This window comes from Pseudomonas sp. BF-B-26 (assembly GCF_019956495.1).
Lineage (GTDB): Bacteria > Pseudomonadota > Gammaproteobacteria > Pseudomonadales > Pseudomonadaceae > Aquipseudomonas.
This window is the reverse complement of sequence record NZ_JAHBDP010000063.1, coordinates 33,427-55,626: the sequence shown is the minus strand read 5'-3', so window position 1 is coordinate 55,626 and position 22,200 is coordinate 33,427. Positions and strand designations below refer to the sequence as shown.

The window sequence follows — 22,200 nt, the reverse complement described above, 5'->3', positions numbered from 1 at the left end:
CTTTCCTCCAGGCGAAAAAAAACCGCCTCATGGGCGGCCTGCTTGCTGCGTGCGGTTTACGCTTTGTCTTCGGCAAGGATCGATGCGGAAATGATCATACCGCCCCACCGGCGTTCGCCAATGCAGATCGGTACCGGGTTGCCGCTGGCAGTGGTGTTTTTGGCGCTGCCGAAGGCGTAGGACGGCGAGTTCTCAGGGGATGCGCTTTGTTTAAGACCTGACGCCTGCGGGCTGAGCATCTGGATTACGCCGCCCGCGACAAGGGCGATGCCGACAGGGGCCAGGGCCTGAAAGCCGGGAATGAACGACGCGGCAATCAGGACTGCGCCAATGATCGTTTGCAGCAGACCAGCACGTTTGCTGCCGCTGATCACCGGGACAATACGAATTTCCTGCGCCCCACCCAGTGCAAAGTCTTTCTCGGGGACATTTTTTCGATTGCGGTAAATTGCGAAGCGCATACCGCGGCGCTCTAGATTTTTAATCGCCGCCTCGAATCCTTCGATCGTGCATTTCAGAGCCTTAAATGCTTCACCTACCGACTTGCTGCCAAGATCCCTGTAGTGCTCGCGGCCAAAAAGCTTGATCAGCGGTCCGGACAGCAGAATAGTTGTCATGGATTGGTTGTTGTTCACGAGCGCTGCCATAGGTTTTCTCCAGGCATAAAAAACCGCCCGAAGGCGGCTCATTTGATGATCGTCAGAGGCAGTCGTTTATCGCCTGCTTCATTTCGCCCCGGCCATAACCAGGAGACCAAGCCATTCGCTGATATAGCGTGACCGTGCTTCCCTTCGCCGACTTGCGGATATCAAGCAGCTCATCGGTCATGTTGTTGTTCGCGACGAGCAGACGGTAACCGTTCTCCGTTTCCGACATCGAAGCGTCGCTGCGCGCGTCCTGCCACTTTGGGAAGACGCAGAGCGCATAACGCTTTGGGTCTTTCGCGGTAGCTGCCTTTAAGCTGGGGTCGTTCTTTTGCAAGTCGCCAGGAGACACACACCCCGCCAACAACGCAACAGCCAACCCCCCTACGAATAATTTCATGCAGGTCACTCCTGTGGAAAGCGGGCAATGTAGCATCGAGCGACTCGATCAAAAAATCTGCTCGAGCTGAGGGCCGCACCTTCTACGGATCTACGCTTTCAGCGATTCGCCTTACGTCACTGATCAGGTGCCCGAAGGAGGCTAGGAACTCACGTTTATTGGTACTCGACATAGGGGCCGAGGACTAACCCTGTCATGTCAGAACTCACCCGGTAAATCACCTCTTTATTAGCTTGAGCGGTAGCGGCAACCGTTCTAATAGCTGGCCCTGCACACAGCCCACTACCCGGTCCTGCACCAATATTTAGCGAGCCTGGTTCGACAAAAAACGATGCTTTCTCGCCAGAACCAAGTTTTGCCGCTCTCTTGCCATCTACATAGATGACAAAGTCGCAGGCTGACGAATTAACCCCGCCATCCCTCACCACCGTGACCGTCCCGTAAGCACCCGCAGGTCTTGATTGGAAGGCGTAAATTTCGTCACTTGGAGCCTGCACGGCTTCGTTCACAGATATCGGATTAGAAGAACATCCCGCCAACAGCATCACCGCCACCGCACCTATCAAAATCCGCATGATTCTTCCTCATCCTGAAAGTGGGCGACTGTAGCACTGGCATGCAAGAAACTAAAAAGCCCAGCAGGTGGGCTGGGCTTTCATTTACTTCTGCCGGACATCTAGGATCGTAGCTCCAGGGTACTTTTCAAGAATCTTTCTTTCCGCCTCTCGCTGGTCCACACCGTTTTGCAAAACGTTGTTCATGCCAGTTCCATTACTTGCTTTCAGCTTGAAAGAGTACGTCTTCACAGCGGCCATCGAGCATCTCCTTTGCCTAATTGAGCGTGAACCATAGCACTGAGGTCAAGGCTCATCCAGCTGTACGAATCCCCAGTAACGCCTTGCCGAACAAAGTAGTAGCTTTCGGCTATCAATCAGTCGTTCACAGGGATTAGGACATGGCGAAGCGGGTTTCGAAAGCTGAGCAGGCGATGACTGGGTGGCTGTTCATGATCGCGCTCGTCGTCGGAGTGCCGATCTATCTTTTCGACAAGATGAACAAAACCGTTGGTTGGCAGATCCCGGCCCTGGCTGTAGTCGGATTTTTGCTGCTCCTATTCCTTAATAAATGGTTAAAGAAGCGGGCACGTTTACGCTATCTGCGGGAAAAATATGAGGACGAAGTTATCGTCCAAAAAATACTCAAAAAGACGATCTGGATCGGTCAAACATCGGAACAGCTCGCCGACGCCCTCGGTTATCCAACCGCCACCGATCGCAAACTTCTGAAAACCAAAACTCGTGATATTTGGAAGTATCGCCATCAGGGGGCGAACCGATACGGGCTGCGCATTACTGTCGAGAACGACGAAGTAACAGGCTGGGATTCTAAATCCAGTTGAGGCGCCCGCCATTTTTAAGGATTTCCCAGTCCTTTGCCTGCAAGCCCAAGGACTGGGATTGCGCCAATTTCGGCGCGTTAATGACCTGGAGGTCAATATGAGTAGCTTTGAGGGGGCCCTTATCAAGCATGGGGGCGTTACTTTCGCAGTCGTGATAGTCAAGCACCACTATACAAATTCTTCATCTGCAGCACAGCCAATCCGTGCATCGTTCCAGCCGTACTTTCCTGAAGTTCCCGTTGTTCTGGCGTCACAAGATTCTCGGGGAACCTTCCGCTATCACGGTCGACCAGATCTGGCCAGGCTGCTTGCAGGACTTCACCCTTCGCAGATCCCGTGGATGAAATACAGCACGTAACTGCAATTGTGTCATGCGGGGTTTCTCCTTGTTTGCTGCTGTTCATGAGCACTCCGGCGGGAATCCCGCATCATGTGGTTGGTAGTACATCTTTGTGCCTGAGGATCAAGCGTGTGCGTTGAAGCCAAGGCCCGCCGAAGACGATGATCTCGCTCGGCCGACCGTACAGGTGGTGCAGCAGAAAAGGACCAGGTCCGAAGATGGCCGAATCCTCAGCTGGTAACGCCGGCTCGGCACCGAGGAAGATCCCGGCATGGTTCGGGTAAACCGTCCGCCCCACTTCCATCACGATCATGTCCCCGCGCTGGGGTTGGTCGACCTTATAGAAGCCGGCCGCCTCGTAGTTCGCCTCGTAAAGACTGGTGTTGTCGGTGCTCTCCCACCAACCATCAGCGCGCTTGAAGGCTTCGAACTCCAGCCCCCACTCGCGCTTGTACCAATCGGCACAAACCTGCCAGCAGTCCCAGGCGCCATGCACGAATGGCCGCTTCAGCAGCGGCACTTCACCGGTAGGCATGACCGTGCGCAGATCGCCCTCGGGCCAACTTAGGATGTGCCAAGGCAAGGCCGTGGCCTCGCACATGGCCAAGTCTCGCGGCGACGGCCTGCTGGTGGCGTCCGGGTGCGAATGAACAATACCAATCACCTCGCCCATGTCTTCCGCCGCAGCGTATTCCTCCGGATCGATCCGAAACTCTTCGTTCGGCTCGGTCGAGATATTCCGGCAAGGGTAATACTGTTGTTTGCGCCCAATGCCCAGTAGCAGGCCGCAGCACTCTTTCGGGTACTCGGCAGCCGCGTGTGCCTGGATCGCGCTCAAGATGTGCTTGCGCATGATCAGCTCCGGGCGATTAGGGAGACGGCAGGGAATCCACCAAACGGCAACGGGTTGCCCTCACCGAAGCGGGGGATGCAGCCCCGGCCCAGCGTTGCATCGCACTCGTCCAATTCCGGGTTATCAGTGACCACCCCGTCTTTCGTAACGTACGCCCCGGTGTAACCGCAGCTCGGCCCTCGGTAGCCGCCGGTGAGGCACCAGTGACACAGGGTCGTCGCCTGCCGCCCAATGGATTCACCTCCAACGTCGCCCGGGCTGGCCAACTCCCAACTAACCGTCTCTCCGTCCTCGTTCGTTTTCTGGTCGATGTACCAGACCTCTATCGTCTCTTGGGTTGGGTCTGCCGTCGGGTTGCCCGCCGGGAAATTGACCGCATCGAGGTACGTGCCCAAGGTGTGGCGCATGGTCAGCTTGAACTCGAGCAGATCGTCGAATGCCAGACACAACGCAGTGATGCGTCCGTTGACGTTGCCGACCGACAGCGAAGGCCGTACCGCTGTACCGTCGCCGTTGGCCTCGATGCCGTCGATCTGCATGGGCCAGGCGCCGTACTCCTTGCCCTGCCACCAAATGGCCTTGGCTGGCAACAGCTCCGCATCACCACCGGCGGCAATGATCTCGGCCGGCGTATGCGGGATGGCGTGCCCATGGAAGCGCAGAATGTCCGCACCATAATCCGTACCGTCCAATTCAAAGAGCAGCACTTCGCTGCCAGGCTCTAGGACCTGGATGTCACTGATCAGCGGCATGGGTGTTCCTTATGGCTGGAAAGCACGGTTAAAGGTAGCCGTGAGTTTGAATACGCCGCCGCCCACCGGAGTGGGAACGGGATTTTTGCAGGTGAACAGTCCGAGCTGGCCGAGCGGGGTTGTCCAGGCAAAAGCTTTTGCCCCCGCGTGCCGATCAAGGAACACCATGATTTCCAGAACTTTGGCCTTTGGGCCGCTGTAGGTAACCGGGTAAGCGTCCACCTTGTTGTTCGGACCGTCGCCAGACTCCTGCTTGTAACCGTCGCCAAACTGCGCGGTGCGCACCCGATAGGTAATTTCGGGTGCATCACCGTGCTGAGTTGGCCAGGTGAATGTCTCAATCGCCATCAGGCTCTCCCGTTAACGTTGCGGAAACTCACGCCGCCAGCACGCCACGACTCGGCCACGGCTCTCTCTGCTGCGGCCTTCATCTGCGTCTGGAGGTTTTGCGAAAGCGCCTGCTGGTCGAGCTGCATCCCTTCAGAGCTGCGATCTGGAATCGCTACGGTGACCGGTGCATTGATGCTGATGTTCGATCCGCTGCTGCCACCGCTCAGCGCACGCACGCCGAGATGACCGCCGGCAGTCCGGGTCAGCGGCATGATCGCCTCCGGCCCGGCCTCGCCCATCAGCCCTGCGCCCTTGGCGAACGGGAAAATGGTCGGAGAACTGACCACGCTATTCGAGTAGGCGCTCAGGCCTGGCGTGTCGAAGACATTACCTTTGGCACTGGCCACCGGCGTAAAGCCTGAAAGGTCGCCGCTGTAGCCAGCCTGAGTAGATCCCGCCGAAGCGGCGGTACCGCTGCCAGTGAAATAACTGGTGGCAGCCCCGACCAAGCTACCCAGCAGCGCCGAACTGGCCTGCCGTGTAGCTATGCGCGCCATGTCTGCGATGATCGACTTCGTGAAATCACCGAACGAGGCCTTCCCCGTCATGGCGAAGTTGACGATCGCGTCTTCCATCGAGCTGAAGGCGTTGCTGAACAAGCTTTTCGTCTGTCCGGCAACATCCCGCGCCGACTCCAGGTAGTTCTGCCACGCCGACGACGCGCCGGCGCTCCAGTTGCCCTGAGCGGCGGTCATCTCGTCGTAGTTGGATTGCACGGTGTCGTGCAGATCCTGCTGGGTGGTTTTCAGCGCCTCCAGCTTCTGGGTGTACTCGTCGAGGCTCATGCCGCGCGAGCCGTCGCCGTACTGGTTGGCCAGTTCAAGGCTCTGCTGGTTGAAGCGATCATCGATGCCGTTCTGCTGATCCGTCAGCCCGCGCTGGCGGTCACCCTGGCCAAGGCCAGAAGCCGCACGCAGTCCTTGCTGTCGAAGCGTCTCGACCTGCTGTTGCAGCGCGCTGGTGTACGTGCTGACAGCCAGAGTCTGCTTGCGCAGGCGACCTTCTTCGTTGGTGGCGATGATCGACAGTTCGCTGTCGCTATCCTGCTGCGCCTTGACCATGGCGCTGCGGGCATCGGCGATCTTCTGATCGATCTGGATGACCTGCGCCGCGGTTGTGCCCTTTTTTGCCTTGGCCGCTTCGAGTGCATCGATTTCCGACTGGTAACTCTGGGCAACCTCTTCCGACTGTTGCTTCAGCAGGCTGACGCGCTGCTCGGTGTAACTGGCCTGAGAGATCACCCCAGCCCGCTGCGATGCTTCGAGCTCCTTGTCCGCGTTTTTGTAGTAGGCCAGGGTTTCGGCCAATACATTCTTCGCGTTGTTGAAGCTGGTCAGGTCAGCACTGCCTGCGGCAGCCTTCGGGTCCTTAAATTTGTCGTTGAGGTTCGCCATGTTCTTGGCGACTGCTGCCGGATCAAGCCGAGAGTCTTTCGGGTCTACCTTCCGGATATCATCAAGGCTTTTCTTGTAATCCTTGATCGCCTCGGCGCGCTTCTGCTCATTGGTCAGCGAAGACTTGGTGATCGCGTCCACTTTGGACATCGCCACGACTGCGCTTTGCTGTGCCTTGGCCTGCTCGCCGTCGTACTTGGCAATGTCTGCTTCAGCGGCCTTCTGGTCCTCCAGCATATTCAGCCGGTTGCGGTAGAGGTCGATCATTTCCTGCTTGTTTTGAAACAGGCCAACATCCCCAGACTCGGCCCGGGTTAGATCACGTTGAGCCTGCTCAATATCGGAGCCGATGTTGCTGCGACCGATGTTTTTCAGGTTGTCAGCCGCACGCGCAACTGCGTTGTAACCCTTCTCCCAGAAGCTTAGGTTTTCGAGGATTCTCGGCGTGCGCTCGTTGATGGCATCCGCATATTGCTCGGTCGCCAGCTTCACAGCACCTGCGTGGTCGCCCTGCTCTTCCAGTGCTGCGATCTGTGAGTAAACCGAGGCGGTCAGGTAGTGGTACTGCTCGTTGAGTGCAGCAGATGCCTTCACCGGATCGTCGGCAAGCTTCGAGAACTCGGCGACGGTTTCGCTGACAGCCTTACCCGTCGCTTCCTGCATAGAAACGGCGGCCTGGGTGATGCCGGTGAAACTCTCGCCCGCGATCTTGCCGTTGTCAGCCAGCAGCGCGAGAACAGCAGCAGCTTGGCCAGTGGTACCCACCGTAGCGCTTACCTGTCGGGCCATTTCGCCCAGTTGACCAGCGCTAACACCGGCGAAACTACCGGTCATCACCAGCGACTTGTTGTAGGAATCCTGCTCTTCACTGCCCTTGTAATAGGCAACAGCCAGAGCGCCGACGGCGGCAGTGGCCAGTGCAATCGGCGCAAGGATGGCAAACAAGCCAGCAGCTGATGCGCCTGCACCTGCGCCCAGTTGAGCCACGGCACGAACACCGCTGCCCCAATCACCGGACGACAACGCGTTGCCCAGCTGAACGACGTTTTCCTGCGCCTGGCGGGTGCCAAGCTTCAGCCGGTCGAAACCGGTGGCGGTTTTCTCCAGCGCCGCATAGTTTCCGTCGATCTTGCTCAACGCCGCGTTGTACTGGTCCTGGCTGATCCGGCCTGCGTCGAGGTGCTTGCCCAACTGCTCGACTTGGGTGTCGAGCTTGCCCATGGCCGCGCGTGCCGGGTCGATCGCGCCGAGCAGACTATTCAGGGCCTTCTGCTCGTCCAGGGTGGACTTGGCCAGGGCCACTTGTTGTTTATCGAGCTGCGCGGTGATCTTGGTGAATTCGGCCTCGCCATAAGCGCCGGTCTTGGTGAGTTTCGCCAGACTCTCGCGCTGCTTGGCCAGTTCCTGCGTAGTGGTCGCGCCTTTCGACAACGACTTCTCCAGCGCTTCCATCTCTTTCATCAGGCCAACGGCGGATTGCTCTGCACGCTCACCGGACTTGGTCAGCTTATCGAGATCGGTCGCAGCCTGGGCAGCATCAGCCGAGTCGACCTTAATGCCGAGTTCTGCAATGTTCATCGACTCACCTTGAATAAGTGCCCGTTTTCACGGGCTGTTGTCGCGGGCTTGGGCCATGACCGCGATGGCTTCCGATTCCATTACGCGGATGTCCTGAAACACACCTGGGCGATCCTTCGCCGAAACACCGACAAGCCTCATCACGTTCGGAAGGACGCCGTAATCGAGTCCAGTTGCGCCGCATGCGCCTGTGCGCCACTGAGTCCCCATCGAATCCATGACGAGGAAGGCCTTCCAGTTGTCCGGCCAAACTTCGAAGGTTTCGTCGTAGTCCTCTGGCGAGAAGCCGAACATCGCCATTTGCTCGGGGTCGCCGTCGGCCTCGTAGAGCGCGCGGGCAGCGGCGGTCAGTTTCCCAGACGGGCCTTGCCGAAGGCTTCGCTGTAGGCCTTCACCACGGCATCTGAAACACCGACGCAGCTCTTCACTAGGGCTGTGATCGACTCATCGTTGAGCTTGTCGTCGAAACCCCAAGACAAAACCAGATCCTTGATCTGATCGGCTCCTTGCTCAACCTCGGCGGCAGTCACGTCTACCAGAGTCGGCTCCGTGCCCTTGAAGCGTTCGCCAATGGCTTCCGCTTTTGCCTTCCAGGCATCGAACAGTTCAGCCAGCGCCGTACGGTCGCGATATTTGAAGGTGAACGGCACCATTGCTGGTTTGCCGCCCACCTGCGGGATGGCCACATCGACGGTAAACGTCGGCTTAGGCGCGATGGAAAACTTTGCCATGGGAACCCCTTAGGCGTTGTAGCGAGTTGGGCGGGAGGCGAACGACAGCGTGATGGTCCGCGTCATGATGTTGTTGCGGCTCAGCGTCGGGGTCGCGGTGATCGACACGTAGGCGTAGTAGTAAATGGTCGCGCCGCCTGGGAGGTTCGCGCGCACCAGACGCGGCTCTTTGTCTTCGTCGGCAGCCTCGACCAGAGCCACATAGGCTTTAGATGGATCATCGGCAACCGGCAACGTCATGCTGCTGGCCGACTTGGTGGTGGGCAGTTGACGGTCATCATCGTCTTCGAGGAAGCCGTAAGTGAGGAATTGCTGTTCGCCGCCGTTGGCAGCTGGCTCAGTGATTTGCGCGATCTGCGTCCAGCCAGAAGCGGCACGGACAGAGCCTGCACCTGAACCGACCGGGTAGTTCTTCACGCTGGTGGTATCTACGCCTTCAGCCGCAAACTCGCCGATTTCGGAGTCGATGACGCGAGCCGGTCGACCGTTCAGCTTCGCCCAGGCGGAATCAATTACGATCACGTCGCCATCGGCCAGGCCGTGGGCGGCAGCGGTCAGCACCGCCGGTTTGGCGTTACTGATAGCGGTGAACGCTTTGGAAGTGCTCAGGATGGCTGCGATCTCGAACGTGGTGCCGTTGGGAATCTTGACGCTCATGGGTTTTCCTCTTTGCAGAAATGACAAAACCCGCTCAATGGCGGGTTCTGGGTTTGCCCAACGGGCTAATTCAGTTGGTGTCGGCTCGGTACAAGAACGAAACCGGCACCGTATAGGTGGTGTCGTCTGGAATGCCGGGGCCTGGGTCAACCGGCGTCATGGTCACGACGGTCAATGCGCCTTTCGTGTTTCGCTCGTACAGAGGGAACAGCGCGGCGATCTGATCAGCGATCACGCCCGCTGCACCGCGGTACTTGCCCGACGGCGTCACGATGCTGACCTGGAACACGCCCGTGTACAGCTTGTGGTCGCCGCCGAGCGTGTTGCTCGCGGTATCGGCCGGCAGCGTGAACGCCTTCAGGTAGGTCACGCCGTTCGCAGGCGTATACGCTTCATTCTCGACGACGACCTTCAGCGGCACCGGCAATGCTTTCGCCCAGTTGATCAGCTTGGCCTCGTAGATTGAGGCAATGATGTTGTGGCTCATATCTGGTTGTTCCTGATGGTCTCCTGCACGATCTGCTGGAAGCGGGCCACGGTGATGCGGACCATGCCGCCGGGTGCCTGGGTCGAATGCCCGAACTCAAGCGGAATGGCATACGGCAAGTTGTTGATCAGGTAGGCAGTCTGTCCGGCGGTGAAGTCGCTGACAGCCGAAACCAATGCAGCGATTGTTGCTTGCCCGCCTGGATCAACCTCGTCAAAGGTCACGCTCTCCACTACATCAATGGAGAGGTGCCAGTTCGCCCGGAACCGCCCGCCGACGTAGCCTTCAGGGGCCACGATATCCATGCTGTCGTTCAGCTTGCGCCCTGGCTTAAGTCGACCAGCCTTTGTCAGGTTGGCCGGATCGCTGCGCAGGTCACTGTTGTGATCATCCACGGCCTTGTTGTATTGGCTGGCCACTGCGTTCTGCGCCCATATCTCGGGATTACCCACGGGTGACATGCGGATAACGCTGCTGCCGACCTCGATGATGATCTCGCGCAAGCTTGCATCAATGGCTTCCGTGGCTTGGGCCGCGAACTCGGCGAGGCTCATGGCGAAGCTGCCGGACTGCCCGGAGCCAGCCCGGCTCACGATCGCACCTGCAGTTCGTACAGAATCGGCGTGCCGGCTGGGTTGATCTCTTTCAGCGGTGGGACAATTGACCAGGTGCGGCCTTGGACGACGACCTTGTTGAGCAGATCAGGCGCCCACGACAACCCCTTCGCGGCGATCTTGAGCTTCTTGTCGCCCTGCTTGATGAGGCTGTTGGTTTGGAATTCTTGGCCGGTGAAATCGAGCAGGATGCCTTGGGCGGTCTGCTCGGTGATGGTGTCAGGCGGTGCGCTACCGGTGTCGGGGTCGTACTCGCCGACGGTGATGGCCCGGATGGTCACGGGCTGGCCGAACTCTGTGATCATCTCCAGAGCCATCACGGCCATTTCGTCGTAGAAGGCCATGGGGGCTCCGTTTTAGCTATGCGCGGACAGCAAACAACCCGCGTCGTTGAAGGTAGTCGGCAAACTGCGTGGCGCTCGGCCGATCCGGGGCCGCCGGCAACAGCCGGCCACTGGTGTTCGAGATCGTCGCGTACTCGCGATCAACTGCGCCCTCGACGCGCTCCCGGGTGATCGCACCTTTGCGCTTCTCCACCGGATCGATGTCGTCCTGATGAATCTCGGCGGCCAAGGCCATCTGGCCGTACTGGATACGCGCGGGCAGGTAGTTGTCGGGCTTGATCTGGCAGTCCAGTTCAACCCCGCGGCGCGGCCAGGCCAGAGCCTGATCGCTGTCCGTCTTGCGCCCCTTCCAGGTCATGCCATCCATCGCCAAGGCGGCCCGGCGAAGCAACGCCTCTTGCGCGGGCTCGTCCGCAGGGATGGTCACGCCGAACTTGCCGGCGTACAGGACCAGGTCCGCGGCGCTCGCGTAGCTTTCGGCGTCTGGCTTGCCGGTGCCGTCCTCGATGATGAGTGTCATGGATCAACTCGCTGGATTGAGCTTTGAATGAATGGCCACCGGATTGCCGACAGCCAGCAGTATCACGCCTTGGGCAGGTCGGCGACGAGCTTTTCCAAGGATTCTTTCGAGGCGTTGGTCCGGTAGGTCACACCCGCAGCGTCAAGTTTGGCCTTCAGGGCTTCGGCTTCCACGCCGTCATCCACCTTCAACTCGGCGAGCTCGTTGCGCAGCGTCTCGTTTTCCGCTGCAAGATCGTCACGCACACCGACCAGATCGGCCATCTGTAGGCGAATGCCATCGAGCGCATGAAACAGCCGGATTGCGAGCTCACCGGTTTCTGGCTTTTCAATTTCGCCAGCGTCGAGCCCGTCGATTACAGCGCGGACCATATTGCTTTCGATCTGCAGTTTGCCGATCAGCTCTTGCAGTTCAGTCAAGTTATCAGCGGCTCCTACAACCAGTACCTGGCGCGATTCGGTCTCCTTCAGCGTCACTTCGACGCCGACACTCTCGTAGGCTTCAACCACCTTCGGCCATTCACCGACGACAACAACCCCGGTCACGTCCGCCTCTGGTCGGTCGAAGTGTTCCGGGTTGCGATAGCGCTTATCTGGATCAAAGCCGGAGCTTTGAGTGGAATATATGAGTTCCATGGAAATCTCCATAGCGGCCATCTCTGGCCGCTGTCTGGGGTAAGCGTTAAGGAGTGGTCGTCAGGGTGATCATCACACCGGCAGTGACCTTGTCGCTGTCGGAGTGCTTGACCCAGTTGGCTGCCGAACCAACGGCCGCCAAAGTTGGGTTCGCGCCGCCGACGGCGTCCTTCCAGCTGTAACCCAGCACGTCGATGTTGACGGTGCCCTCGGCGCGGTAGCCGATACCGAGGTTTTCCTCGTCGTCCACGTTGTACGAGCGGAAACCTGGGGCTTGGGATTCGGTGATCACCACGGCATTCGGCAGCAGGCCGAAGATCACGTCCGCCGGAGCGGTGTCGGTCACCAGTACCGGCTTGCCGAGGGTGCCCGGCAGGCCGCCGTAGATCACGACACCAGCTTCCTCGTAGACCTTGTTGGCAATGGCCTCGTCGACAATGTCGAAGTAAGCGCTGGAGTGCATGACCCACAGAGCAATGCGACCGAACTTGTCGCCGAACTTGCGCATGCCACGAGTCAGCGTCTTCTTGCCATCGGTTTCGATGTTGGCGGTGACCACCATGCCGGCGTTGGAGCTGATAGCGGCACGCAATGCGGCGGTGGCGTATTGGATGAAGCCTTCCAGGGTAGCGTCGGCCACATCAGCGCCGATGATCTGGGAGAACTCATCTACCGGACGACCGCGGCGTTTGAACGCCTCTTCGGTGGTCTGGTACGGGCCGTACTTCCACGGCGCTTTGACGCCGACAGCTTCGCCGGCGCCGATCTTCTTGGCGGTTACCTTGCCGACGGAGTTGACGTCGCGGTGTTCCAGCGAGCCGCCAATTTTGTAGAACGAACGCTTGCGGAAGTCGCCTTCGATCAGTTCGTTGTCGAGAACAATCGCCCCGTTGGACGAAGCGTTGAACACATCGAGGTTGTCCTGGACACGCTCCAGGTATGCGGTTTGCGCCTCATCGTTGTAGATGATCAGGTCGCTGTTAACGGTTGTAGCCATGTGTGAATCCCCTTACTTAGGCAATTGCAGGTATGCGGTTTGGCCGTGCTTGCGCTGGAAGTCGCGCTTTTGCTCGGAGGTCATTTCGGAGCGTTTGAATGCAGCCTGGCCGCTACCCCCGCCCGGGGCTTGTGTCCCTGAAGCCCTTGGCCACAGGTGAGGCGCGCTTTCGCGCAGTGATTCCGCCCATTCGAGCGGGGTCAGAGGGGTCTTGCCGTCTTTCCCGAGGATGGTCTGGCCAGACTCATCGACGGCGACCGCTTCGCCCTCTTCATTCAGTGAGAACACGCCCTTGGCGCGCAGGATGATGTCGTCGGTTGCTTCCGGCAGAGCGCCGGCTTTCAGTGCTGCGCCGCGCACAGAGTCGCCCAGGACTTTGCCTTGGAACTTGGCGGCGAATGCTTCGGCCTTTTCGGCCCGAGTGGTAATTGCTTTCAGTTGCTTGTCGGTATCAGCGCGCAGGCGTTCGGTCCGACGGTTGAAGACTTCGTCCACCTTGCCCTCGGTCAGCAACTTGGTTTCTTCGTCCTGGCCGGCCCGACTCAACAGGCCTTTGACGGCGTCGATATCGATTCCTTCAAACTGGGTTTCGAACTGGGTCAGCTTGCCGGTTGTGTCTTTCAGCTTACCCAGCAACTCGCTGTTTTTGGTTTTCAGCCCGGAGACGGATGCTTCAACGGCAGTCGCGATAGCGGCCTTGATTGCCGGATTTTCCAGGTCGATTTCGGTTTCTTCTGCCACGTTGATGCACCCCTTGGGTTTAGTCGGCCCGCTTTGCAGGCATAAAAAAGCCCCGACTAATGCCGAGGCTTATATGTGCGTCACGCTTCGCGACGACTGTAATTGTGACGCTCTAAAGGCTTACCACTCCAAAACCTTGCCTCCATCTGAAACCCAGAAAACGCTGATATTTTGTCGTTTAAAGAAAGTCTGTAGATGAGTTGTTCGCCCTCTGTACTCCGGGGTGTCTGGCAGAGCAATTGCTACTTTGTTCGTATTTTGAGGTGCCTCAACTTCATTCAAGGAGGTCAATATTGCACTGGCAACGTTACCCCAGGATCTAGCATGTTGACTGCCCGTCCCTGCCTCCCCTTTGCACTCAATGACTAGGCGCTCTCCACTGATGGGCTCAATACCCTCAACGTCATATCCTTGGCGGGTTCCCATCTTGGCATCGACAGACGTGTAGCCCATTGAAATAAGGTAATCCCGCATTGAGGCTTTAACGTCATCTTCAAGTATTGGCATGTTGATGCTTTGAATCCTTGGGCAAATGGATGTTGTTGTAACTGACTGGCATAACGAGCGTTTTATATCAGTCTCGATACTCGTCTAGCTATATTCCAGCCTTCTCAAATGCCAACGGCTCTAGCTCTTTCATCTGCGCGAGCGTCAACGGCTTGAAATTCCGATCAAGCTGCAGTTCGGAAAAGCGCTCGAGAGACAAGCCGCCTTCACGGAACAGCCTCGCCCGCATTGGTCCTATTGCCTGATCCTGGAATGCCGCTGGCTGCTGCTTGAGCCAGTCGTAATAGCTGAGGTCTGCGCTAACCTGCTTGCCACCGTCCACTCCAACCGAAGCCCGTGTAGCGCCTTTTGCGAACATATCGCTCAGCTTGGTCAGCAGAATGAACGTGGTGCGGCAGTTCGGGTGGAATGGTGGACGCGGCCCTGAGTCGACCGGGAACCGCTGCTTATCCATCGAGCGGCAGGTCTGACTGGTCTTGCTGTCCAGGGTGGCGACCATTTCAATTTCGGTCACCACGTCGGTATTGGTCTTGGCCACCTCCATGCGAGCCTGTGACGACACATGCTGAATGGCGGTGTGGACGACCGTGCTGGCGTTGCGGCTGGTCGTTGCTAGGACGCCGTCTTTGTACCTCGCAGCCTTGGTGCCGCGAATGTTGCGGATCACCTGGAAGTTCGTCTGCCCCTCGAAGAAGCCCTGCCGGATCGTGCCAGTGACGCGCTCACGCTCGGCAGTGGTCCAACCTTTGATGAAAGCCTTCAGCAGCTTCCCGCCGCCGGCGCCGCGTACGCTGAGCGGGTTCGTCAGCACTGCTGTTCTGATGGCCGCTGCTGTGGGAGCCGCGACATCGAGCGACACGCCGACCGGCGCCGACCTGGCCAAGCTCGTCGCCTCAAACTCAGCTTCGTAGTTGGCAATGTCGATCAGGTCGAGGTTCAGTTGCACGCTGTAGCGGTCGAAGATGCCCAGTAACAGGCTGTCGACTTCCTTCAGCAGCGTTTCCAGGCGCTTGACGTTGTACTCGGTCAGGTCCGACTGGGTGAGTCGGTCGCGGATCGAGCGGTCAATCTCCTTGAGGAAAGGTGCAAACTTGCCGACCTCCCCCGTCTTCAGCTTTTCGAGGAAGACCGCGTGCCGGATCGTGGCGTCAAGGATTGCTTGGTTTGCCGCCATTTGGTGTTACCTCATCATCCAGGCCCAAGCCATCGCTCTGCTCTTGAAGCTCGCCATCGATCTGCAGGTCTGTACGCTCCGGGGCAATCAAGCCCAGTTTGCGCAGGTAAGACCTTAGATCCGCCTTCGCGAACCCACCGTTCTGCCACAAGCCAACCAAGGCCGTGATCATCTGCGGATCAGCCGTCAGCTCGACGAACTCCTGATTAACCTGGTATGCGACCTTGTCGGTGATGCCCATGTAAAGGCCGCACCACATGATCGCCCGGGTGTATGCCTCGCTGACGTTTGCCACGCAGCCGGCGAGCACCGATGTCGACGCAGATTGATCGCCGCGAGATTCGGTAGCCGTTTTGGCCGCCAATGAAGCGACGACCATTCGTGCGCCCAGCTCGATCATCATCTGGTTCTTGTCGGCCATGGCCTCCTTCACCAGAGTGTTCGGCAGTGGTTGCGCGTACCCAAACTGGCCGCCAGCCGGAAGCAGCATCGGCGCCCGAGAGCCAACGTAAACGCCGTTTTTCTCCATATGGTCGCGCCACTGCTCATCCAGGCCGGATATCCATGGCTGAGCCTGACCGCACCAGAAGACGCTGTCTTCGTAGTCAGCGCTGTTGCGGTAATGCCCCAGGTTGATCATTGCGATGTCGTACAGCGGTGACTCGTCGATTGTTGGATCGTTGTTCTGTGCACCGACGAATGTGAACGGGATTTCTTTGAGGCGCCCGGTTATGCCCTCCGGAATAAATGTGTTCGTGACCTCAAGTGGGCCACCACCTCTCGGACCAGAGCGACGCCAAACTCGGCAGACAAAACCTTCAGGCTCAAGCGCAAGCTCACGAAACTGCTCGACCACCTTGAATCCGAAGCCGTCCTCAACCTCCGGCATCTCACGCAGCACGACCAACGTCAGCACGTTGTGGCCGTTCACCATGCCGGTGCGCCAGTTGATGATGTCCTCGGCGCAGTACGACAGGATCACCGAGTGACCACCAGCATCGTCATCTTGGTGGTAATCGACGTATAGGCCGTGGCGGCCCGCCTCAAGCACCTTTTCCAGCGTACCTTGCGAGTGTTGGTAGATGCTCACCCCGGAGCCGTTGGCGTTGTCCTGCAGGTACTCCAGCTTCTTCGGCGCGGTGAGCGTCGGGTCTTTATGGAAGGCCAGGCCCAGCAAGCCATTGCGTGTGTGGCCGGTGGCGTTTTTGAACACCGCCCGCTCGCGGTAGGACTTGTTCCGGTCGATGTTTTCCGGCGACTTGTCGTGTGCGTTGATGTACGGCAGCCGAGAAACAACCCGATGCTGGCCGGCGCAAATATCGCGCACGGTAGCCCAGCGCTCCAGCACTTCGATGTAGTCCGCCCGCTTGAAGGAGACGTCGTTGCTCATCGGGCGTATCCCATTTTGATAGCGGTGACCGGCTTGATAATCGGGTACTCGCGGTGAATGAAGTAACCACCCCCATCGTTGGCGTGGTCGTTGCCCTGGCTCTTGTCCGGCTCGCCGTTGGGCGCCCAGATCTGTTGCTCAAGGCCGTCGGCATAGGTCGGGCATGTGAACGGGTTGACCAGGTAACGCCGCTCACCCTGCGCGTTGCAGAACATGGCGTTCATGGCGTTGATCCGATCCTTGACTGGCGGGTTAGCCGCCGGCGCGATAACTGTGAAACCCGCCTGCTTGAGCATGGCGATATCGGTGACGCTGGCGTTGACCGACTTGCGCGAATCACCAGAGGCATCCGGGTAGATTCGGATCTCGCAGGTCTTCTTGTAGTCGTTGCCGGTGTGCTCCCAGTAGCGCTCCTTGATGCGACGGATCATGTCTGGCGTGTCGTAGCCATCCATCAACTCATCGACTGCACGGGGCAGACCCTGCTCCCGTTTGACGTGAGTAATCGCCGCCATCTTGCCGACGTTGAAGTCCATGCCGATGAACAGTGGTTCGCCCGCCTGCACGGTGTCGAAACACTGGTTCAGCTTGCGGTCATACGTGTGGTAGATCGAGCCGGACGTCAGGTTGACGAACTGGCCGTTCAGGTAGGCGAGGATCAGCTGCGGCGGATACGACTCCATCAACGATTCGATGTAGTCGCCTGGCAGATTCAGCTCGTTGTCGAACGTGCTCGCCTGCACCAGGCCGTACATCTCATTCAGCTTCGGCTTGTCGCGCAGCTGCTTCACGAACTGGAGGAAGACGAACTTGAAGCCTTCCGGCGTCGTGGTTACGTCAACACCGTTCTTCAGTCCGGGCAGGTTGTAACGCATCCGGGCAATGATCTTGCGCCAGGCCTGCTGCGCCTTGATCGACGTCAGCACGTCCAGCTCATCCACCAGCGCATGGCCGATCTTGAAGCCGACGATGGTCTGCGGCTTCTCCATCGACCGGCAAATGACAGTGCCGCGATACTGCCGGCCGCTGTAAATGTGAACCTCGTGGTTCGCCTGGTTGATCTTGGTCTTCAGTCCCCAGTCATGGGCCACCTCTTCCACCGTTGGATAGAAGATGTCCCGGATCTGCGGGTAAGTCGGTGCGAAGTAGCCAGCGTTCACGCCGGGCCACTCCATGAAGTGTTTGCACAGCGCCGAGCATCCCACCCAGGTCTTACCTGAGCCGAACCCTGCAACGAATGCGCGGAACTTGTGTGGCAGCGTGAGGAAGTGAGACTGCGGAACGTTAAGGCTCGGCATTCGGCTTCCTCGCATCCACTACGTCGACCTGGATACGGGTCGGAATTGCCGGCTCGTCGTCAGGCTCATCCTTGCGATTCCGGTTGACGTACATGTCACCAGTTTCTTTCGCAGCCTGTTCCAGAATCTGCATGGCCAAGCCGATGTTCTTCATCGTCTCGGCCTTCTCCACGAAGCGGTTCATAGCACGGAGGCGGAAGGCACGATTGGCGATCGGGATATCAGCTGTCTCTTCGCGGAAGCGCTTGCGGGTGTCGTGAAACAGCGTCACCCACTTCTTCGCCAGATCTCTTCCGGCGCGCTTGGTGGGGTCTTGGGCCTCGCACTGCTGACGAGTGACTTCAATGCCGAATTCTTCTCGGACAGCCGCTGCAACCTGCGAAGGAGTGTCGAAACACGCCAAGGCCTGAACCATGAAGCCTTTCACCTCATTGTTCAGGGCTGCCATAGGGTAAATTCCGTCTTAGGTCTGTCAGGGGTCAGGCCGATCTGAGCAGACAGGTTCCGCAGGCCCTCGATATATTCAATTTCCCCACCTCAGCAGGACTGTTTGCGGCATCCACCAACGCCTGAACGTCAGGGCTTGCACCGTAACGGCGGACGACACCGACGAACTCTTCTACGTCGTGTCCGCGCATCTCAAGCTTCGGCGCTCCCTCCTTGGTGAAGGCTGGTTGACCGTACTTATCGTTGGCGTGGGCGATGTGATAAAGCTCGTGCTCTATCAGGGCGCAGAAGTCAGCGTCGCTGCATGTCGAGCAGTAATCAGCAGCCAAGGTGATGATGAAGGCCGGCACATCCCCGAACCAATCACGCATCTGCTGTTCCATCCGGGCTTTCTGCCAACCACCGGCGCGGAACGCCACTTGCTCGGCCTGGCCCAAGACAGTGCGGCCTTGCTTGTTGAAGCTCGACGACGCCCACATAACTTGGATGTCTGCATCCAGTAGATGGGCATGGTCTTCGTTATGAATGCTGCCGGAGTCAGCCAGGATCTCGGTCTGGAGCCAATCCCAGACCTCAGGCGCTGGAGTTAGGCGAATATTGAGGTCGGACTTTTCGGAAAGGTCAATTGGCGAGGGGGATGGGTACGGCCTGTTCAATCGGCGCCCTCCATTCCAATCAATTCAATTTGTATTCAATCGCGTTTATAAGGTTCTATGCATGCGCATTAGGCTGGAGCCGGCGTGGAACACAAAGCCGCCAGAGCAAGCGTAGTTTTATGAATTTCGATAGCGCTGTTAGAGCTTTCAATTTTCACTGCGGATGTGGTTATTGATTTTGCGATAAGTGCACGCTGACTGGAATAGAAGCTTGTATCAAGCGGACCGTCTTTAGCATTTCCCAAGGTTGTGCTTGCAACGCCTGCAAGACCGGCAGCTACACCTCCGGCAATACCGCCTGTGCCAGCCGCAGCCAATATCGCTCCTGTGACTCCCAGCACCCCACCAGAGAGGCCGATCCCAAGTCTCCAGCTCTCAGCTCTTTTTGAGTTTTTTTCGTAGAGATTGTGAACATCTCGGCAGAACACGCTTACCTCTTTATAATCTTCTAACGCTGCATTCATCTGCTCATCAGTAGTGTTTTTATTCTCAAATGCGAGTTGGTACTTTGTGACTTTTGGGTAGCTGTCAGCGCCGGCTCCAAAAGTAGACTCGACAGACATAGAGCAGAGTACGGCAATCGCAAAATTCATTTTTTTGGGCATGGTATTAGCCTCTCCTTGACTTCGAAATCAAGCAGAGCCTAGCGATCTTTTCAGAACTTTCCACAGGCTGCGTATGTAATTTATTCAACTTAGTGGATAACTTCCGGTAACACATCGATCAGCTTCTGCTCACCCAACCGGAGTAATGCTAGCGACTGCATGTCGTCGGCCATCGGGTCGAACCCGTACACGTCGATGCGGCCGCTCTCTGTGAGCACGCCGATCACACCCACCGAGCAGGCTTCACGCTCACCCGACTCAAGGTCATCGGCAATCTTGCGCAGCGTACGGACAGCGTCTTGCCATCCTTCACGCTTAAACTCCAGAACCTTGACGGTCATTCAGCTCACCATGATGTTGGTCTGCATTAGGGCGTGCCCGTGCAGGAGCGATACGACCAATCCTTGAGGGAGGCCGGCGGCCTTGGCAGCGTCAATCGCTTTGGCAATCGTGCTATCCAGCTCAGTGATCGCTTGGTTGATGGCGGGACTCAGCGGCAGTGCGTGATGCAGGCGGGTTACGTTGGTCATGCTCACTCCAATGTCGCGACACAATTTACTGATTCGCGAAACGTGTCGCGGGCTACTTGATGCTCTGGGCGGCCGTGTAAGCAGCCTCACACGCGAACCCAGCTATTCGGCTTCGATCAAGCGCCTCTGCCAGTCTTCCCGCTGTTTCGTCAGCGCTTCTACGCAGGTCGGCGAGCAGAACGGTAAGGTCGACTCTTGCCTTGCTTCCGCTGGCAACCTCGGCAGTACAGGACTTTCGGCTGGCAACGAGGTCGGTGATTTGCTGCTGCAGGCTGCGAGCCCGGCCATCAGCAATAACAACGGCAGCCGTAATGTGTTCAGTCTTGGCTTTCGCATCATCGGAGACTCGGTTGATGTCATCAGTGATTTGTCGTTGCAGGCGAAGAGTGTTGCCAAGCGACGTCACCCTGGCATTGGCCGTGTCCCGCTCAATTGCAACGAGCTGACGATCAGCCTTCACGGTATCCAGCCGCCACGAGAGGTAGCTGATGGATGCCAGCGCAGCCAGGACAACCCACAACCAGATCGGGACCATCCGAAGAAGAGTCACGGGGTCTTTCTCTCTGATGCCTTGCCGACCTTGTCGCAGGTCATGCAGTGCTCGCAGTTCAGCGTCCGGCAGAGCCATGCTTTCACCGGCTGCCAGTACGTGACCATGAAGATGTGGCGGACGCCGGCCAGGGCCAGAGACACATGCAGCGTCAGCCCTGCTGTGGTCGGGCCGAAGAAGATGTTCTGACTCCGAACCATCACCACGAAACCGCTGATGGCGATCGTCGAGTAGATCAGCTTGCCGAGGATACCGTCCCTGACTTTGCCGCTCAGTACGCACCAGGTCGCCCACAACGAAATCAGGCCGACCGCGATGGAATTGATCAGTTCGTAGTTCATGGTGGATTGCCTCCCCCGAACCGCTGGCGGATGAACGCCCAGAGATCAGCGGCTTTGATGGCTCGGGTGATTGCCGCGATCAGCGATCCGCCGAAGGTGCCGAGCAGGAAGCCGATACCGGCAACGCTGCGAGGCTCGACAACGCCAAGGTAGGTGCTGACCAAACCCGTCAGGTAGTGGGCGCATGCAGCGCCCGAGAAGATGAAGATCACCCAGGCTTTCCGGTCTACCAGGTCGTCCCGGTGCCACCAGCTCGCAGCGATTGCCCCGAATAGCCCTGCTGTAAACCATGTATCCAACCTGTCGAGCAGGCGGTAGAGAAGCTCCATGCGCTCGACTCCGTTGGCATGACGTGAATTGAATCAGCTCCAGCAGCACTCCCAGCTCGGAGCAATGGGCGTGGTGGAGTCGAAAACGAAAAAGCCCCGATCAATGTCGAGGCCCTGAATAGGTTTGCGTGTCTTCCCACGCTGCCAGCCAAAGACCTTCACTGCGTCGACGCCCCTTTGCGTCGATCTCGCAGATCCAGTCTCGCGCAACCCTGGAGCATGTACGGCCAGGGTGCGCGGGCTGCCGGTGTTTTCTCGTGTCACTGCACTTGCCGGCTTATCAGTGTCCAGGCCTTCCCGAAGGTTGCCCTGGCTACAGGTGAAATTGAGGCAATAAAAACCCGGCGCTTGGCCGGGTCTAAAAAGTATGAGAACTCAAGATTCTAGTTGATGCAAAATTCTACGGATCTCTCCAGCATCAATCGTGGCCTGCATTGACTCGAAGAGTAAGACCACGTTGGAGCCTTGTAGCACATCGTAAAGCTCATCTCCGAACTCGGTTCTCCGTACCGCCCCAAGAATGCCAACGCCACGATTGGGATTTGAGGCATTCTCAATTAGGCCAACGAACTCCATTTGCTCTGCTAGCTGTTCCGCCCAATGACGAACATCTTCCGTTGACGGAAGGTCGCTTTCTCCAAGACTCTCGAGATGTCTGCGGTATGCAGACCCCGCGAGTGACGGAGTAAAGGATTGCCCCTCATTGGCGGAGGCCAGAATTCGTTTAACCAGCTCCCACATCTCCATGCACATCACTCCCTTGAAATTAGGATGACTGTGCCATGACTGCGGAAAATAAAAAACCCGGCTCGATGGCCGGGTTCAGGTATTCGTGTGCGTGTTGCGTGAATTGCGCACTATGGGAAAAGTACGCGCAATTCCCCGTCATGTCAATAT

The 22,200-nt window shown here is 58.0% G+C and carries 32 protein-coding genes; 1 reads left to right on the top strand and 31 read right to left on the bottom strand.

What is annotated here, in order from left to right:
• Positions 1-56 precede the first annotated feature (56 nt).
• The 4 genes from KGB03_RS10275 to KGB03_RS10260 form a co-directional block, all read right to left on the bottom strand.
• Positions 57-647: a tail assembly protein gene (locus KGB03_RS10275; RefSeq protein ID WP_223527008.1), complete on the bottom strand. Its 591-nt coding sequence runs from the start codon at positions 645-647 to the stop codon at positions 57-59.
• 52 nt (positions 648-699) lie between these two features.
• Positions 700-1,044, bottom strand: a complete 345-nt coding sequence (locus KGB03_RS10270; RefSeq protein ID WP_223527007.1) for a hypothetical protein — start codon at positions 1,042-1,044, stop codon at positions 700-702.
• A 155-nt stretch (positions 1,045-1,199) separates the two neighbouring features.
• The gene (locus KGB03_RS10265; RefSeq protein WP_223527006.1) at positions 1,200-1,619 is read right to left on the bottom strand and encodes a hypothetical protein; all 420 of its coding nucleotides are present in this window, start codon (positions 1,617-1,619) and stop codon (positions 1,200-1,202) included.
• An 84-nt stretch (positions 1,620-1,703) separates the two neighbouring features.
• Positions 1,704-1,859 (bottom strand): hypothetical protein, encoded by a 156-nt coding sequence (locus tag KGB03_RS10260; protein WP_223527005.1) that lies wholly within the window; start codon positions 1,857-1,859, stop codon positions 1,704-1,706.
• 140 nt (positions 1,860-1,999) lie between these two features.
• Here KGB03_RS10260 and KGB03_RS10255 point away from each other — a divergent pair, with 140 nt between their 5' ends.
• The gene (locus KGB03_RS10255; RefSeq protein WP_223527004.1) at positions 2,000-2,443 is read left to right on the top strand and encodes a hypothetical protein; all 444 of its coding nucleotides are present in this window, start codon (positions 2,000-2,002) and stop codon (positions 2,441-2,443) included.
• Between the two features lie 158 nt (positions 2,444-2,601).
• Here the strand turns inward: KGB03_RS10255 and KGB03_RS10250 are convergent, their stop codons facing one another.
• From KGB03_RS10250 to KGB03_RS10120, 27 genes are all read right to left on the bottom strand, one after another.
• Positions 2,602-2,847, bottom strand: a complete 246-nt coding sequence (locus KGB03_RS10250) for a hypothetical protein (protein ID WP_223527003.1) — start codon at positions 2,845-2,847, stop codon at positions 2,602-2,604.
• Between the two features lie 24 nt (positions 2,848-2,871).
• Entirely contained in the window at positions 2,872-3,636 is a 765-nt protein-coding gene (locus tag KGB03_RS10245; RefSeq protein ID WP_223527002.1) for a C40 family peptidase, read from the bottom strand.
• 2 nt (positions 3,637-3,638) lie between these two features.
• Positions 3,639-4,388 carry a phage minor tail protein L gene (locus KGB03_RS10240; protein WP_223527001.1) on the bottom strand — a complete coding sequence of 250 codons (750 nt, stop codon included), beginning with the start codon at positions 4,386-4,388 and terminating at the stop codon, positions 3,639-3,641.
• 9 nt (positions 4,389-4,397) lie between these two features.
• Entirely contained in the window at positions 4,398-4,736 is a 339-nt protein-coding gene (locus KGB03_RS10235) for a phage tail protein (RefSeq protein WP_223527000.1), read from the bottom strand.
• A complete protein-coding gene (locus KGB03_RS10230; RefSeq protein ID WP_223526999.1) occupies positions 4,736-7,750 on the bottom strand; it encodes a phage tail tape measure protein in 3,015 nt (1,004 codons plus the stop codon). The genes KGB03_RS10235 and KGB03_RS10230 overlap by 1 nt, the downstream gene beginning before the upstream one ends.
• Before the next feature lie 27 nt (positions 7,751-7,777).
• Complete coding sequence (locus KGB03_RS10225; protein ID WP_123368085.1) at positions 7,778-8,050, bottom strand: DUF1799 domain-containing protein; 273 nt, start codon at positions 8,048-8,050, stop codon at positions 7,778-7,780.
• A gap of 47 nt (positions 8,051-8,097) precedes the next feature.
• Entirely contained in the window at positions 8,098-8,481 is a 384-nt protein-coding gene (locus tag KGB03_RS10220; protein ID WP_223526998.1) for a phage tail assembly chaperone, read from the bottom strand.
• Between the two features lie 9 nt (positions 8,482-8,490).
• The gene (locus KGB03_RS10215; protein ID WP_223526997.1) at positions 8,491-9,138 is read right to left on the bottom strand and encodes a phage tail protein; all 648 of its coding nucleotides are present in this window, start codon (positions 9,136-9,138) and stop codon (positions 8,491-8,493) included.
• Between the two features lie 70 nt (positions 9,139-9,208).
• On the bottom strand, positions 9,209-9,625 hold the full coding sequence (locus tag KGB03_RS10210; protein ID WP_223526996.1) for a phage tail terminator-like protein: 417 nt from the start codon (positions 9,623-9,625) through the stop codon (positions 9,209-9,211).
• Positions 9,622-10,218, bottom strand: a complete 597-nt coding sequence (locus KGB03_RS10205; RefSeq protein ID WP_223526995.1) for a hypothetical protein — start codon at positions 10,216-10,218, stop codon at positions 9,622-9,624. The genes KGB03_RS10210 and KGB03_RS10205 overlap by 4 nt, the downstream gene beginning before the upstream one ends.
• Positions 10,215-10,583 carry a hypothetical protein gene (locus KGB03_RS10200; RefSeq protein ID WP_223526994.1) on the bottom strand — a complete coding sequence of 123 codons (369 nt, stop codon included), beginning with the start codon at positions 10,581-10,583 and terminating at the stop codon, positions 10,215-10,217. The genes KGB03_RS10205 and KGB03_RS10200 overlap by 4 nt, the downstream gene beginning before the upstream one ends.
• 16 nt (positions 10,584-10,599) lie before the next feature.
• Complete coding sequence (locus tag KGB03_RS10195) at positions 10,600-11,103, bottom strand: DnaT-like ssDNA-binding protein (RefSeq protein ID WP_223526993.1); 504 nt, start codon at positions 11,101-11,103, stop codon at positions 10,600-10,602.
• Between the two features lie 62 nt (positions 11,104-11,165).
• Entirely contained in the window at positions 11,166-11,738 is a 573-nt protein-coding gene (locus tag KGB03_RS10190) for a hypothetical protein (RefSeq protein ID WP_223526992.1), read from the bottom strand.
• Between the two features lie 46 nt (positions 11,739-11,784).
• Positions 11,785-12,735 carry a major capsid protein gene (locus tag KGB03_RS10185; protein WP_129444632.1) on the bottom strand — a complete coding sequence of 317 codons (951 nt, stop codon included), beginning with the start codon at positions 12,733-12,735 and terminating at the stop codon, positions 11,785-11,787.
• A 12-nt stretch (positions 12,736-12,747) separates the two neighbouring features.
• The gene (locus KGB03_RS10180) at positions 12,748-13,476 is read right to left on the bottom strand and encodes a hypothetical protein (protein ID WP_223526991.1); all 729 of its coding nucleotides are present in this window, start codon (positions 13,474-13,476) and stop codon (positions 12,748-12,750) included.
• A 595-nt stretch (positions 13,477-14,071) separates the two neighbouring features.
• Positions 14,072-15,157, bottom strand: coding sequence for a minor capsid protein (locus KGB03_RS10175; protein WP_223526990.1), 1,086 nt, complete (start codon positions 15,155-15,157; stop codon positions 14,072-14,074).
• Entirely contained in the window at positions 15,132-16,547 is a 1,416-nt protein-coding gene (locus tag KGB03_RS10170; protein WP_223526989.1) for a DUF4055 domain-containing protein, read from the bottom strand. Before KGB03_RS10170 ends, KGB03_RS10175 begins: the two co-directional genes overlap by 26 nt.
• The gene (locus KGB03_RS10165; RefSeq protein ID WP_223526988.1) at positions 16,544-17,845 is read right to left on the bottom strand and encodes a terminase large subunit domain-containing protein; all 1,302 of its coding nucleotides are present in this window, start codon (positions 17,843-17,845) and stop codon (positions 16,544-16,546) included. The genes KGB03_RS10170 and KGB03_RS10165 overlap by 4 nt, the downstream gene beginning before the upstream one ends.
• Positions 17,832-18,293, bottom strand: coding sequence for a DUF2280 domain-containing protein (locus KGB03_RS10160; RefSeq protein WP_223526987.1), 462 nt, complete (start codon positions 18,291-18,293; stop codon positions 17,832-17,834). The genes KGB03_RS10165 and KGB03_RS10160 overlap by 14 nt, the downstream gene beginning before the upstream one ends.
• Before the next feature lie 31 nt (positions 18,294-18,324).
• A complete protein-coding gene (locus tag KGB03_RS10155; RefSeq protein WP_223526986.1) occupies positions 18,325-18,948 on the bottom strand; it encodes a putative metallopeptidase in 624 nt (207 codons plus the stop codon).
• Positions 18,949-19,016: 68 nt separating this feature from the next.
• Positions 19,017-19,553 carry a hypothetical protein gene (locus KGB03_RS10150; protein WP_223526985.1) on the bottom strand — a complete coding sequence of 179 codons (537 nt, stop codon included), beginning with the start codon at positions 19,551-19,553 and terminating at the stop codon, positions 19,017-19,019.
• Between the two features lie 89 nt (positions 19,554-19,642).
• Positions 19,643-19,894, bottom strand: coding sequence for a hypothetical protein (locus tag KGB03_RS10145; RefSeq protein ID WP_223526984.1), 252 nt, complete (start codon positions 19,892-19,894; stop codon positions 19,643-19,645).
• Positions 19,895-20,083, bottom strand: a complete 189-nt coding sequence (locus KGB03_RS10140; protein ID WP_223526983.1) for a hypothetical protein — start codon at positions 20,081-20,083, stop codon at positions 19,895-19,897.
• 52 nt (positions 20,084-20,135) lie between these two features.
• Positions 20,136-20,633: a DUF2514 family protein gene (locus KGB03_RS10135; protein WP_223526982.1), complete on the bottom strand. Its 498-nt coding sequence runs from the start codon at positions 20,631-20,633 to the stop codon at positions 20,136-20,138.
• Positions 20,630-20,974 (bottom strand): hypothetical protein, encoded by a 345-nt coding sequence (locus tag KGB03_RS10130; RefSeq protein ID WP_223526981.1) that lies wholly within the window; start codon positions 20,972-20,974, stop codon positions 20,630-20,632. The genes KGB03_RS10135 and KGB03_RS10130 overlap by 4 nt, the downstream gene beginning before the upstream one ends.
• A complete protein-coding gene (locus KGB03_RS10125) occupies positions 20,971-21,303 on the bottom strand; it encodes an MFS transporter (protein ID WP_223526980.1) in 333 nt (110 codons plus the stop codon). The genes KGB03_RS10130 and KGB03_RS10125 overlap by 4 nt, the downstream gene beginning before the upstream one ends.
• A gap of 375 nt (positions 21,304-21,678) precedes the next feature.
• Entirely contained in the window at positions 21,679-22,050 is a 372-nt protein-coding gene (locus KGB03_RS10120) for a hypothetical protein (RefSeq protein WP_223526979.1), read from the bottom strand.
• Between the last annotated feature and the right edge of the window lie 150 nt (positions 22,051-22,200).